Origin of the sequence: Streptomyces sp. NPDC046821, from assembly GCF_040645335.1 — a bacterium.
In the GTDB taxonomy this organism is placed as follows: domain Bacteria; phylum Actinomycetota; class Actinomycetes; order Streptomycetales; family Streptomycetaceae; genus Streptomyces.
Genome location: NZ_JBEYYB010000003.1, coordinates 26,026 through 39,492, shown reverse-complemented (window position 1 = coordinate 39,492; position 13,467 = coordinate 26,026). Strand labels below are relative to the sequence as shown.

General features: G+C 69.7%; 12 protein-coding genes. 4 read left to right on the top strand and 8 right to left on the bottom strand.

Features of this window, described 5'->3' with window-relative positions; all coding sequences use genetic code 11:
- Window positions 1-63 precede the first annotated feature (63 nt).
- Both ABZ893_RS06700 and ABZ893_RS06695 read right to left on the bottom strand, forming a co-directional pair.
- Window positions 64-699: a class I SAM-dependent methyltransferase gene (locus ABZ893_RS06700; protein ID WP_361397859.1), complete on the bottom strand. Its 636-nt coding sequence runs from the start codon at window positions 697-699 to the stop codon at window positions 64-66.
- 29 nt (window positions 700-728) lie between these two features.
- Window positions 729-2,189 carry an MFS transporter gene (locus ABZ893_RS06695; RefSeq protein ID WP_361397856.1) on the bottom strand — a complete coding sequence of 487 codons (1,461 nt, stop codon included), beginning with the start codon at window positions 2,187-2,189 and terminating at the stop codon, window positions 729-731.
- 112 nt (window positions 2,190-2,301) lie between these two features.
- Here ABZ893_RS06695 and ABZ893_RS06690 point away from each other — a divergent pair, with 112 nt between their 5' ends.
- Entirely contained in the window at window positions 2,302-2,898 is a 597-nt protein-coding gene (locus ABZ893_RS06690) for an XRE family transcriptional regulator (protein ID WP_361397853.1), read from the top strand.
- A 26-nt stretch (window positions 2,899-2,924) separates the two neighbouring features.
- Here the strand turns inward: ABZ893_RS06690 and ABZ893_RS06685 are convergent, their stop codons facing one another.
- From ABZ893_RS06685 to ABZ893_RS06670, 4 genes are all read right to left on the bottom strand, one after another.
- Window positions 2,925-3,308: a hypothetical protein gene (locus tag ABZ893_RS06685; protein WP_361397850.1), complete on the bottom strand. Its 384-nt coding sequence runs from the start codon at window positions 3,306-3,308 to the stop codon at window positions 2,925-2,927.
- Window positions 3,309-3,843: 535 nt separating this feature from the next.
- Window positions 3,844-5,118, bottom strand: a complete 1,275-nt coding sequence (locus tag ABZ893_RS06680; protein ID WP_361397847.1) for a hypothetical protein — start codon at window positions 5,116-5,118, stop codon at window positions 3,844-3,846.
- A 38-nt stretch (window positions 5,119-5,156) separates the two neighbouring features.
- The gene (locus ABZ893_RS06675) at window positions 5,157-6,425 is read right to left on the bottom strand and encodes a HAMP domain-containing sensor histidine kinase (protein ID WP_361397844.1); all 1,269 of its coding nucleotides are present in this window, start codon (window positions 6,423-6,425) and stop codon (window positions 5,157-5,159) included.
- The gene (locus ABZ893_RS06670; RefSeq protein WP_361397842.1) at window positions 6,416-7,069 is read right to left on the bottom strand and encodes a response regulator transcription factor; all 654 of its coding nucleotides are present in this window, start codon (window positions 7,067-7,069) and stop codon (window positions 6,416-6,418) included. Before ABZ893_RS06670 ends, ABZ893_RS06675 begins: the two co-directional genes overlap by 10 nt.
- A gap of 257 nt (window positions 7,070-7,326) precedes the next feature.
- Between ABZ893_RS06670 and ABZ893_RS06665 the strand changes: the two genes are divergently transcribed.
- The gene (locus tag ABZ893_RS06665) at window positions 7,327-9,771 is read left to right on the top strand and encodes a SpoIIE family protein phosphatase (protein ID WP_361397839.1); all 2,445 of its coding nucleotides are present in this window, start codon (window positions 7,327-7,329) and stop codon (window positions 9,769-9,771) included.
- Between the two features lie 171 nt (window positions 9,772-9,942).
- On the opposite strand, the gene ABZ893_RS06660 is transcribed toward ABZ893_RS06665, so the two are convergent.
- Window positions 9,943-10,467, bottom strand: a complete 525-nt coding sequence (locus ABZ893_RS06660; protein ID WP_361397836.1) for an ABATE domain-containing protein — start codon at window positions 10,465-10,467, stop codon at window positions 9,943-9,945.
- Window positions 10,468-10,615: 148 nt separating this feature from the next.
- On the opposite strand from ABZ893_RS06660, the gene ABZ893_RS06655 reads away from it, so the two are divergent.
- Window positions 10,616-11,479, top strand: a complete 864-nt coding sequence (locus ABZ893_RS06655; protein WP_361397833.1) for an NAD(P)-dependent oxidoreductase — start codon at window positions 10,616-10,618, stop codon at window positions 11,477-11,479.
- Window positions 11,480-11,555: 76 nt separating this feature from the next.
- On the opposite strand, the gene ABZ893_RS06650 is transcribed toward ABZ893_RS06655, so the two are convergent.
- The gene (locus tag ABZ893_RS06650) at window positions 11,556-12,761 is read right to left on the bottom strand and encodes an FAD-dependent monooxygenase (protein WP_361397830.1); all 1,206 of its coding nucleotides are present in this window, start codon (window positions 12,759-12,761) and stop codon (window positions 11,556-11,558) included.
- A gap of 81 nt (window positions 12,762-12,842) precedes the next feature.
- On the opposite strand from ABZ893_RS06650, the gene ABZ893_RS06645 reads away from it, so the two are divergent.
- Window positions 12,843-13,430 (top strand): TetR family transcriptional regulator, encoded by a 588-nt coding sequence (locus ABZ893_RS06645; protein ID WP_361397828.1) that lies wholly within the window; start codon window positions 12,843-12,845, stop codon window positions 13,428-13,430.
- Window positions 13,431-13,467: the final 37 nt, after the last annotated feature.

Below are 13,467 nucleotides of genomic sequence, written 5' to 3'. Positions count from 1 at the left end.
GCCGCCGTCCGTGACGCAGACACGTCCGGATGCAGCAGCCTGACGAGACTGACGGCCACCGGTTCAGTGAGTGCGCCCAGCGGTGAGGACCGTGTCATGGATGGTCACCGGTGCGCCGTCGGGCGTCGTGGCCGTCCGGGCGCGCGCGGTTCGGGTGAGGATCTGCCAATCGCCTTCGGGGAGGTCCGCCGCGAGGTCGTCGGCGGTGTAGAAGAGTTCGGGCTCGGGCGGTCGGGGCATGGCGGTGTCGAGGTCGCTGGGGTGGTGGCCGACGATCACCAGATGCCCCTCGGGAGCGACTCGGGCGGCGAGGGCTGCGAAGACCGTGCGGCGTACCGGCGGCGGGAAATGCATGAAGGATGCGGTGACCAGGTCGTAGCGGGGGCCTTCGCCTGGCTGCCATTCGCGGATGTCCGCCTGCTGCCAGGACATGTGTCCGGCCAGGTGGGCGGGGGTGTGTTCGGCGGCCCGATGAATCGCCTGGGAGGCGAAGTCGACGCCGGTGACCTGCCAGCCCTGCCCGGCCAGCCAGATGGCGTCCGCGCCTTCACCGCATCCCGCCTCCAGCGCGGTCCCGGGCGCAAGGGGCGTGACCTCTTCGACGAGCGCGGGATTGGGTTCACCGCTCCACACCCGGTCGGGGCCGGTGTAGCGCCGGTCCCAGAACTCGGCACTGAAGCGCGGGTCGTGCTCGGTCATCACATACTCCTTCGACTGGTGAAAAACGATCACGCGTGGGTGGGGTCGGGGGCGGGTATGCGGCGCGCCCACACTCCGAAGAGGGCCAGGCCGGCCAGCGGGAAGGCAGCGGTGGCCAAGAGGGTCGCGCCAAGCCCGTGCTTCAGGCCTCCGGTGGCGGCCAGGACGCTGGTGAGGACGGCCAGGCCCATCGCTCCGCCGAGTTGTTGCAGGCCCTGGTTGAGGCCGGCCGCGGCGCCCACGTGCTCGGCCGGGGCCTGATGCATGATGACGGCCGTGACCGGTGCGAAGGTCGCGCCCGCACCCGCGCCGAGCAGGACCGAGGGCAGCAGCACCGTGACGATCGACGTGTCCGGGCCGGCGTCCGCGGCCACCAGCGCCATCCAGACGATTCCCAGCACCAGACCGGAAAGGCCGGCGCTGCCGATGACACGTTCGCCCAGTCGCGGCAGCAGCCTCGGGGTGAGCTGGTTGGTGGCGATCAGCCCGAAGGTGAAGGGCACCAGCGCGAGCCCGGTCCGGATCGGGGTGAAGCCGAGGACCTGCTGGGTCAGCAGCGTGGTGAAGAACAGGAACCCGACCTGACCGGCCGGGACGACCAGCATGGCCAGAAGGGGTCCCGCACTGCGCGCGGCGGTGAAGAACGCCAGCGGCATCACCGGGTGCGGATGCCTGCGCTCGCACACCACCAGCACGACGAGGGACACCCCGGCGACGGTGAACGCACCCAGCGCCAGGGAACTGGCCCAACCTCGGTCGGCGGCGGAGGTGAAAGCGAAGACCAGGGCCACCATCGCCAGGATCGAGGCAGCGGCTCCGCCGACGTCCAGGGAGGTACGCCGACGTACCGTCTCGGGCAGGTTGCGCAGGGCGCCGGCCAGGACCAGGACGCCGATCGGGGCATTGACGTACATCACCCATCGCCATCCCAGCGTCTGCGTCAGCACCCCGCCGGCGAGGAGGCCGACCGCGGCTCCGGCGCCGACGGCGAGGACGAACATCGCCATCGCCCGTGAGCGCTGCGGGCCGGGGGTGGTGATGCCCATGAGCAGGACCATCACGCTGGGCGCGGCCACGGCGGCCCCCACTCCTTGCAGAGCGCGCGCGGCCACGAGGAACACAGCCGAGGTGGCAAGACCTCCGGCGACGGAGGCGATCACGAAGAGCGTCACCCCGAGGACGAGGGCCCGGCGCGGACCGATCATGGAGCCGATCTTTCCGCTGAGGAGGATCAGGCCGCCGAAGGTCAGCGCGTAGGCGGTGACGACCCAGGAGAGGCCGGTGCTGGAGAACGCCAGGTCACGGCCGATGTCGGGCAGGGCCACGTTCACGATCGAGGTGTCCACGACGAACATCAGCTGGGTCAGCACCAGGATCACCACGGCCGACGTCACCGAGCCGCGCCGAACGCCCACCATCGCCCTCGCCGGTGGCGCCGGCTGCGTGTCGGTCCCACCCACCGGGGCGGTGGGCAAGCTGTCTCGGGTCATCACGCATCTCCGGTCCTGCGGCGTCGTTCGCCCGTGTCGGGGCGCCTGCCGACACCGTCGGCCCACCCGAGCGGAGATGCAAAGATCCTTGCCGCGGTGGCAAGGTTGAGGGATGGATGATGAGACCGCGTCGACGATGGCGGCCGTCGGCCCCCGTCTCAAGGGGCTGCGTGCACAGCGCAATTGGTCGCTGACCTCCCTGGCGCAGGCCACCGGGATCTCCCTGAGCACCCTCTCGCGACTGGAATCAGGTCAGCGCCGCCCCACCCTGGAGCTTCTGCTCCCCCTCGCACGCGAACTGCGCGTGGACATCGGCGAGCTCATCGGGGCATCGCAGACCGGCGACCCACGCCTGCACCTCAAACCCGTGACCCGCCACGGCATGACCATGCTGCCGCTCACCCGGCGGGCAGGAAGCCTGCAAGCGTACAAATTGATCATCTCGCCCAGGCTGCGCCCGACCGAGCCCGAACCGTCCAGCCACGAAGGCTACGAATGGCTCTACGTCCTCGACGGACGCCTGCGCCTGGTCCTGGGCGACAACGATCTCGTCATGGGGCCCGGAGAAGCCGCCGAATTCGACACCCGTACGCCCCACTGGTTCGGCAACGCCGACGACAACCCCGTCGAAGTCCTCAGCCTCCTCGGCCACCAGGGAGAACGCGCACACCTCCGGGCCCGCACGGTACGGCCCGAGGACACGACGTAGGAGCGGCGCCCACCAGGGACGTACGCCTACGACTTCGCCGCGTTCACCCAGGGAGCCAGCGCCTTGCGGAACGCCGGGAGGCCCGGGTCCAGCCACTCCGTCTTCGACTGGGGCTCTCCCTGGAAGAAGGTCACCTGGGGCAGACACGAGGAGTGATCGTCCCCCGTCACCTTGGCGGTGCCGAGCTTGTGGCCGGTCTTCGCCTCGTACACCGTGACGTCGTAGTGCCCCTGCCGGAAGTAGCGCACGTAGTCGCCGGAGTACCGGCACGTCTGCACCAGCTTGCCCTTGCCTACGTTGGCCACACAGGCGACGAGCTGCACCTTCGCCGGATCGGGGTGGTACGTGTCGGGGGCCTGGGGCGTCGCCGTCTCACCCGGCGACGGGAGCGGGGCCTGGGTGGCGCTCAAGGGAGTCGGACTCGAGGTGTCGAGCTGCACCGGATGCGGCCCCTTGCCCCTGTACGCCGGCTGACCCGTCAGGAGCGTGAGGGGACCGTCCTTGGAGCAGTACGACCTCAGGTCGCTCGCATCCGTCGCGGCGGGATGCGCCGCGACCGTGGGAGTGGCGGAAGCAGGGGTGGTCGCGGCGGTCGGGGGCGGAGGCACCTTGGTACCGCCGTCACCCCCGCTGCACGCGGATACCAGAACCGCGATCCCCGCGATCAAGACCGCCCCCGCGCCACGACCCCTCGTCACCACTGCCCCCCCGTATGTCCCTCACGCGTCACCACGCGCACCGTGCCACTGACCATCATTCTTACGGCTCAACGAGCCCTGATCAACGGCAACTTGGCTGCTGGTCTCGACGTCCGTAGGAGCGGACTCGTCATACGCCGGTGCCGCGCGCCCATAAGGGACGCGCGGCACCTGGCCGGAGGGGACGGCACCCCGCGAGGGCCTGATCGGCGGTGACCTCAGGGAAGTCGCCGCCGATCAGAGGCCGTCAGCGCATGTCCGTGAGGAGGGCCTTGAGTTCGGCCTGCTGGTGGGCCGGAGACATCGGCGGGTTCGGGTGGTCGATGCCGAAGGTCTTCAGGACCTGGTCCATCTGAGCGTCGATGGACGTCCAGCCGGTGTTGTCCAGCGGCTGCAGCGAGGCCTGGTCGGCGTCCCAGAGGTCGCGCAGGGACTGGGCGGCCGCGTGGGCCCCCTTCGCGTTCCCCGACTGTGCGTCCTTGAGCGACGTCGACGCGAGTGCCTTGAGTGCGTCGACCTTCTTCGGCGGGAACTTCTTCACGGCCTGGCCGGGGGCGAGCTTGACGGCGGAGGTGGCGTCCGTCTCCGGCGCCGGTCCGACGTGCGGCTGCCCATGGGCCCAGATCAGCAGGGCCGCGGTGGCGGCGGCCAGCACTCCGAAGCCGGCCAGCGCGACGCGTTCCTTGCGCGGGTTGCCGGCGGCCTGAGCGGCGTGGGCCGCCTCGTAGGTCTCGGTCACGTCCGAGCGCGTCACGGTCAGGTACACGACCGTCGCCAGGATCAGGCCGAGGAAGATCAGGCTGGTGGTGAACGTGCCCAGGTCGAGACCGGTCGGGTCACCCGGGCTCTGGGCGACCTTGGGGGAGGCGAGCCAGTCGCCGATGTTGGCGCCGAGCGGGCGGGTCAGGATGTACGCGAGCCAGAACGACAGCACCGGGTTGGCGCCGTACTTCCGCAGCAGCGCGATCGCCGCGATCAGGCCGAGCGGCAGCAGAACCGAGACACCCGGGCTCCAGCCGGTCAGCTCCAGGGTCCAGTCGCCGGTCGCGGTGCCGAGCGCGAAGGTGACCAGGACGGTCAGCCAGTAGAACGACTCACGCGGAAGCGTGGTGACCGAGTGGATCGACAGCGTGCGCTCACGCAGCCACCACACGCCGAAGACCACGGCGAGCAGCACGGAGAAGACCGCGGAACTGATCCACAGCGGCACGTTCAGCTGGTCGGTCAGGATGTCCGTGTAGAGCGTGCCCGTCACGCTGACAACGACCACGGTCAGCCAGTACGGGAACGGCACGTACCGCTTCAGCCGGAGCTGCACGGCCAGAACCACCACGAACACGGCGGTGAAGATCCATGCCGTGTTCACCAGGCCGACGCCCAGCTTCATGTTGATCCAGTCGGCGAAGCTCTCACCGACGGTCGTGCACAAGATCTTGATCACCCAGAACCAGATGGTGACCTCGGGGACCTTGTTGAGCATGAGCCGCCCGCTGCGTGGGGGCGCTTCCGTTGTCGTTGTCATGCAGGGAGGTTCCCGTGGGGAACCTGCACACAACCTGACTACGCGGCCGCCTCAGGCGTGGGGAAGGTCACCTCGACGCGACCGTGGCCGTCGGCGACCGCACGGACCGCCACACCCGCGGACGCGGCGAGACGCTTCACCACGGCCAGTCCGAGACCCTGCCCGTCGCCGCTGGTCACGCCCGCTTCGAAGACCCGGTCGACCTCCGCCGGATCGAACCCCGGGCCGTCGTCGAGGACATCGACCGATACGCCCTCGGGCTCGACGCGCGCTGTGACCCAGACACGCGAATTCGCGTGCCGCAGGCCGTTCTCCAGCAGAGGTGACAACACAGCGACGACGAGTTCGCCTGCCACGGCGACGTCGACGTCGGCCGGGACGGCGAGTTCGATGGCGCGGCCCGCGATCGCCTGCCGCGCCGCCGCCCTGAGATCGCAACGGGTACCGCCGTCGATGCGCGTCCGGGCGGCACTCAGAATCGTCGTGATCGCCGTGTTCAGGCGGTCGACCTCGGTCAGCACAGCCTCGGGTGGCACCTGGTGACCGGAGAGCTGCGCCAACTGCGCCTCGCCCCGCAGCGCCGTCAAAGGCGTCCGCAACTCGTGGGCGATCTCATCGGTGAGCCGGCGCTCGTCCGCGAGCGCGTTGTCCACGCGGTCGAGCAGGCGATCGAGGGTTCGCCCGAGCTCCCCGAACTCGTCGCGGGGCACGCCGAGGTCGAACCGGCGTCCGGGTTCGTGATCGCCCCAGTCGTCGGCGAGAGCGGCCATCTCGTGAACCACGCGCAACGCACGACCCACCACGACGCGTGCGACGACACCTGCGAGCAGGATCGAGAGGCCACCCAGGATGAGCGACATCGCCAGGCTGCGCTGCTCCGACGTCTCGTACGGCGTGAGATCCACCCTCACGACGGCCACGACGTGGTGGCCGTCGAGCGGGATCGGCTGGGCGTGCAGAAGGTAGTCGCCGACCGTGATGGACCGGGAGCGCCCGGAGTCGGCGAGCGCGTCGACGCGGTCACGGATGCCGCCCGGCACGAGCCCGTCGACGAGGTGACCGTCGGCGTACACCCACGAGACCGTGTCCAGCGCTTCGTTGCCGCTCTCGATCAGCGCGACGTGGCCCTTGCGTACGGTCACGTTCGTCGCCACCGCCTCCGCACGCGTATGCGCCAGAGCGTTCGCGTCGGCGTCGCTCACCTGGCTCAGCAGCACGTGCGAGACCACCACCAGCACCGCGACCACGGCTGTCGCGATCAGGACCGCAAGCGCGACGACCCTCCCGCGGAAGCCCGTCACTCCCATCGATAGCCCACCCCACGGACCGTCGCCAGGCGATCGGCCACGCCCAGCGCACCGAGTTTGGTCCGTAGCCGGCGGACGTAGGAGTCGAGGGTGTTGTCGCTGACCTGTGCGCCGTGCGGCCAGCCGGCGGCGACGAGGGCGTGGCGGCGTACGGCGTCGCCCTGCGAGGCGATGAGCCTGCCCAGCAGCCGGAACTCGGTCGGCGTCAGGCTCTCGCTCGTCGAACCGTGGATCACGACGTGCTTCGCCGGATCGAGAACGACGCCGTTCGGCGGGGTCGTCGCGGTCGTTCTGCGCAGCAGGGCGCGGACCCTCACCAGCAGCTCAGGGATGTCGAACGGTTTCGTCATGTAGTCGTCGGCTCCCGCCTCGAAGCCGCCCACCTTGTGGTGCATTCCGTCCAGGGCGGTGAGCATCAGCACCGGGACGTCGACGCCACGTGCCCGCAGGGCCAGGCAGACATCGCGGCCGTCCGCGTCCGGGAGCCCCAGATCCAGGACGACCAGGTGAGGTGCCGGTTCGAGGCGCCGCAGCAGGCTGTCCGCCGTGGAAGCGACCGCGACCGTATGGCCGTCGTGCTCGAGGGCGCGCTTGAGGACGTCGCGGACCGCCGCGTCATCTTCGCAGACCATAATAAAAGGCACGCGGTGACCCTAGGCACTCCGGCGCCAGTTCTCCATTCTCCCTGGTCAGAGCCCTCAGCGGACGATGACGATGAGACCTTTCGAATCGATGATCACCGTGTTCCTCGCACAACGCGGAGCGCAGAGCTCGAACAAACCCGCAGCACCCGTCCCGCCGCAGGCGCCGACGACGACACCCCCGCCCGCACCAGAAGGGTGAAACGCCGATAATGGTGGAAACGTCCCTACATGGCGGTTCACTCGCGACGAGGAGTGAAATGAGCGCCTCTATGGACCAAGCGGGCGACCGGGCTGTTCCCCTCAGCCACCTGGCAACGGCCGTGCTCGACAGCGAGGGCACGGTGGTGCGCTGGTCCCGCGCGGCAGCGGACCTGCTGGACCGATCGAGCCGGGAGGTCTGCGGACACCCGGTCCGGGAACTCCTGGACGACGACCTCTCCTGCGAGGCCGCCCCGGAAGCCGCGCGTCACGACGCCGGGATTCCGGCGGCAGGCCGGACGCGGCTCCGCCACCGATCGGGCGACACGATCGACGTGGCCTTCCGGGCGGTACCCCTGGAGGGGTCTTCCGAGCTCTTGGTCATGGCCGCCCCCACCCGCTACGTGACGGACTCGGAACAGAGCATGGCCTTCTTCAGGGGGCTGTTCTCCCAGGACCGGATCGGGGTCGGCATCCACGACACCGACCTGAACATCGTGCGGACCACTCTCAGGACAGGGATGTTCGGCGGGCTGCCGGCCGCGCCTCCCGGCAGTCGGCTGCGGGCGGTGCTGGCCGCGGAGGACGCCGAAGACGTCGAGTCGGCGCTGCGTCACGTACTGGACACGGGCATCCCACTGGTCGACAGGCCCCAGAGAGTGCGGTCGCCACGGGTCCCGGGCCGGCAGTGGACCTTCTCCCTTTCCGCCTTCCGGCTGGAGGACGCGACGGGGAACCCGACCGGCGTCGCCACGGTGTTCACCGACACGACCGAACAGGAGCGATCCCGCCGCCACCTGGACCTGATCGAGTCGGCCAGCAAGCGGATCGGCACTTCCCTGGACCTCACCGAAACCGCCCAGGACCTTGCCGACACCCTGGTGCCCGCCTTCGGTGACCTGGCATGGGTGGAGATCGCCGAAGCCGCGTTCGACGGGGACGAGCCGCCCAAGCTGGCCGGCGGCGGGCTGTGGCACATTCGCCGGGCAGCGGTGGCAGCGGCCGACGGCAACTTTCCCGCACCACTCCTGCCACCCGGTGCGGCCTGCCCTCCCCTGCCCGACGGCCCGATCATGCGGAGCCTCCAGCAGGGCATGGCCGTGGCGGGCGGCCGGGCCGAACATCCCATGATCCACGACCCGGAGCTCACCCGGCTCTTCGTTCCCGAGCGTGGGCACTCGTTCGTCTCGTCCCCCCTGTTCGCACGCGGCCTGGTCCTCGGCGTCGCCGTGGTCTGGCGCGTCGACCGGCCGGATCCCTTCGACGAGGAGGACAAAGAACTGCTGGCGGAGATCGCCTCCCGGGCCGCTCTGGGCGTGGACAACGCCCGCCGCTACACCCGCGAGCACCGCGCCGCCGTGGCACTCCAGCGACTCCTGCTCCCCCGCGCCACCACCGAGACGTCGGCGGCCGAGACCGCCGGCTTCTACGTCCCCGCGGGTGGCGGTGCCGACATCAGCGGTGACTGGTTCGACGTCATCCCCCTGCCCTCACTGCGGACCGCCCTCGTCGTCGGGGACGTCATGGGCCACGGCCTGCACGCCACAGCCACCATGGGCCGGCTGCGCACGGCCATCCAGACCCTCGCCGACCTGGAGCTCGAACCCACCGAACTCCTCAACCACCTCGACGACCTCGTCCAACGCATCGCGGCCGAGACACCCGGAACCGGGGAGGCCGTCGGCGCCACCTGCCTGTACGCGCTGTACGACCCGGTCAGCCGCCGGGCCACCCTGGCCAGTGCGGGCCACCCACCACCCATCGCCGTCCGGCCGGACGCCACCGCCGAAGTCCTCGGGCTCTCCCCCGGCCCTCCTCTCGGTGTCGGCGGAATGCCGTTCGAGAGCACCACCGTCGAACTGGAACCCGGGAGCGTCCTGGCCCTCTACACCAACGGCCTGACCGAAGGCGAGAACCACGACATCGCCGCCGGGCTACGGCAGTTGACCGACAACCTCACCGCACACTGCCACCGCGACGACTCTCTGCACGAGACAGGCCGCGCCCTCCTCCCGGACACAGCGGACCAGCCACCCCGCGACGACATCGCCCTGCTGCTCGCGCGCACCCGCGCCGTCCCACCGGAGAACATCGCGAGCTGGGAATTCCCCGCGGACCCGACCCATGTGTCCGACGCGCGGAAAGCGACGACGGACCAGCTCGCCGCCTGGGGCCTCGACGACCTCTCCTTCACCACCGAAATGGTGGTCAGCGAACTGGTCACCAACGCCATCCGCTACGCCGGAGGCCCGGTCGGCCTGCGGCTCATCCGCGAGAACGTACTCGTCTGCGAGGTCACCGACCCCAGCAACACCCAGCCACGCCTGCGCCGAGCCGACACGACCGACGAGGGCGGCCGCGGCCTGTTCCTCGTAGCCCAACTCACCACGCGCTGGGGCAGCCGCTACGGCCAACACGGCAAGACGATCTGGGCCGAACAGCCCATCCACCCCACCACCGACGACGGGCCTGCCTCATCACTGCCGAACGGTTTCGGTGTGTGACCCGGGGATCTCGCTCGAACGGAAGCGTTCCAAGGTGAGACCGAACCCCGCAAGTCCCGTTCGGCGGAGGCCTGTTGCCACCAGATCAGCCAGATGACCGTCCCAGTACGGCATCGTCGCGTCCAGCAGTTCCGGCGATGCGTTGACGGGCTCGATCGTGGCACCGGCTGGTCAACTCGCAGTGAGGCGTGACTTCTTGACCTTGTTGCCGCAGGTGTTCATGGAGCACCACCGGCGGTTGGCTCCGCGGCTGGTGTCGAGGAACAGCCCCGCGCATCCGGGGCCTTCGCAGTTCTTGATGCGGCCGCGGTCGGGGCCACCCAGGACGCCGATGGCATCCGTGGCCAGGACCCCGAGGGCGTCACTGACACGAGTCGTCTCCGTCAGGCGCCATCCGGCGCGTTCGTGTTCCAGCGCAGCCTTCGCGTTCCCAGCGGCAGCGATCGCGTTGAGGGTGCGGACATCCTTGGATTCTGACTGTTCACCTGCGGCGATCGCCGACCCGATTCGGTAGATCGCCTCGCGCAGTTCGACGGCGTCCTTCAGGTCGGTCGGCGACACATGTGTGACGTCGAGCCCCGTGGCCCCCAGCCACATCTTCAGCCGCGTGGTATCGGTCAGCCGCTCCCTCGGCGCCTGGCCCGCGCGATCGCTGACGGTGGCGGTGAACCGGAACGCCAGGACCTCGTTGTCCATCCGGAACACACGACGTACGTCCTCGGTCATTCCAGCCTCCGCAGTGAGCACCCAACACATGCCGAACCGCTTGAGACGGTTCATGGCGATCGTAACTCCATGGCATCCTTGAACCGCTTCAGACGGTTCAAGGGAAGGGGCGTTCGGCGTGAGCAGCATTGCGGTCATCGGTTTGGGAGCCATGGGGCGACCTATTGCGCGCAACCTCTTGAAGGCCGGGCACGACGTCGTGGTGTGGAACCGTTCCGACGGTCCCACGGTCGAACTGGTCGCCGTGGGTGCCCGTCGTGCCGCCTCGGTGGCCGAGGCCATGCAGGCGCCGATGGTCTTCTCGGCCCTGTCCGACGACCGGGCGGTCACTGAGACGTTCATCGACTCCGGTGTCCTCGCTCAGACCCCGGGCGGGACTGTTCACGTCAACCTCGCCACGGTGAGTACGGACCTGGCTCGCCGTGCAGGCGCAGCACACGCCGAGCATGGTGTCGGATATGTCGCGGCACCGGTCTTCGGCCGTGTTCCGGTCGCTGAAGCCGGGGCGCTCAACGTCCTTGCGGCCGGCGAGGACGCGCTGCTCAACCGCGTGCAGCCGTTCTTCGACGTGATCGGCTCGCGGACCTGGAGACTGGGCGACCGCCCGGAGCAGGCCAACATCGTGAAGATCCTCGGGAACTACCTGATCGCCTGCGCCATCCAGTCGCTGGGCGAGGCCGTCAGCGTCGCGGAGGGCGCCGGTGTCGACTCCGGCCAGTTGATCGAGTTGCTGACCTCGACGCTCTTCCCGGGAGCCGTCTACACCGGCTACGGGCCGATGATTGCCGAACGGCGGTACCAGCCTGCCGGATTCACCACGATCCTGGGCCGCAAGGACCTCCACCTCGCGCTCGACGCAGCGACCGACCAAGGCATTCCTCTCCCGATCGGTCAACTTCTGCGCACTGTCTTCGACGAGGCCATCGCCGACGGTCGCGGGGCGGACGACTGGGCGGTCATCACGGAACAACAGCCGCGGTGAACACCGACGACCAACGGCGCGGGCCAGAAAGTTCTGTTCGGCTGCCGCCCCTTGCGTGTCGTCGCCTCTGTGGGTCTCAGCCGACGTGATCCGTGATGAGGTTGTCGCGGTCGGGCGGCTGCCAGTTGAGGACCGGGGCGAGGGCGTTGAGCATGGTCGAACCGGGAGTTCGGCGGAGCATCAGGTCGCGCAGGGTGGCGGCAGGCGCTGAGTGCCATTGCGCGGCGATGCCGATCCAGCGGGAGCGACGGGCGATCAGCTGGGTGCGGGGGCGTCGGTGCCGGTCGTAGGCGGCAAGCCCGGACTCCACGTCTGGGGATGCGTCCAGGAGCACGGCCAGCGTGACTGCGTCCTCCAGCGCCTGGTTGGCCCCCTGGCCCATGTTGGGGGTCATGGCGTGCGCGGCGTCGCCGAGCAGTGCGGCGCGCCCGGTGACGAAACTGGCCAGCGGCGGCAGCTCATAGATGTCGTGGCGCATCACCGCGCTGTCGTCTGCGGCCGCGAGCAATTGAGGAATCGGGTCGTGCCAACGCCCGAAGCGTCGACGTATCTCGGCAAGTTCGCCGCCGGGGTTGCGTTGTCCTTCGGGGGCGTTGGCGACGCCGAAGAGGTAGGTGCGGCCGTCCGCGAGCGGAGCGATCCCCACTCGCTCACCGCGCCCCAAGCTCTCGCCTCCAGCTGACAGCCGTCGGCCTGTGTCGACGACGAGGCGCCATGCGGTGTACCCGGCATAGCGCGGCGCCGGGGCCTGCGGCCACAAGGAGCGCCGCACGGTGGAGTCGATCCCGTCGGCGGCCACCAGCAGATCAGCCTGAGAGGCGCCCGTGCCGTGCTCGAACTCAACCTCGGCCCGTCGCTCGCGAAGACCGACACCGGTAACCCTGGCGTTCGCGCACAGCACGCCCACCGGAAGGGCCGCGCGCAGGATGTCCAACAGCCGAGCCCGGTGAATCATCACCACAGGTCCGAATCGCCTGGCCAGCTCTTGGGCGTCGGTCCGCGACAGCCAACGGCCGGACGTGTCCCGGATGCCTGCCTGGGCCTCGACCAGGGCCTGCTCGCGCACTTGGCCTCCCACGCCCAGCGCGTCCAGCGCGCGCACTCCGTTGGGCCACAGCGAGAGCCCGGCTCCCACCTCACCGAAGGTGGCGGCGCGCTCCAGCACCTTCACCCGCCAGCCACGCCGCGTCAGCGCAACTCCGGCGGCCAGACCACCGATCCCGCCGCCGACCACGATCGCGGAGCGTTCCCTGGCATCGCCGGCCTGCCCTGCCTTGCCCATCAGAACTCCCTCTACGTCTGTAGTGGATCCCAGTTGACTCTACACTTGTAGAGGCAGAGGTCGGGACGAGGAAGGAAACCAGTGGCCCACACCACGCTCCGGCGGCAACGGCTGGCCGATGCGGCGATCAGCACCCTGGCCCGTTCCGGTATGCGCGGACTCACCCACCGCGCGGTCGACCAGACCGCCGAAGTCCCGGCGGGCTCGTGCTCGTACTACTTCCGCACCCGCCAAGAGCTCCTGCAAGCCGCCGTCGAGCGCCTGGCTGAACTGGATATCGCCGAGATCGACGAGCGCCCCGCCCTCACCGGGCCCGCGAGCATCGCCCAGATCACGGAGGCCACCGCGGGCCTCATCGAGCACTGGACCACCGCTGGACGCGAACGGATGCTGGCCCGCTACGAACTGGCCCTGGAAGCGCCCCGCCGCCCCGAACTCCGTGCAGCCCTGCACACCGCGGGCAGTCGCCACCGGGCCGTGGCCGAGAACATGCTCGCCGCCGCGGGCGCGCTTGACCCCGCAGCTCAGTCGAACGCGTTCGTGGCCTTCCTAGACGGCATACTCTTCAACCAGCTGACGGCGGCAGCCCCACACCGGCTCACGCCCGAGCAGCTGCGCCGGACCCTCCTCAGCCTGATCCACACCTGCACCGGACCGCAGCATCCCTGATCCTTGACACCGGCTCCCGGCGGACAGCTCCCGTCAG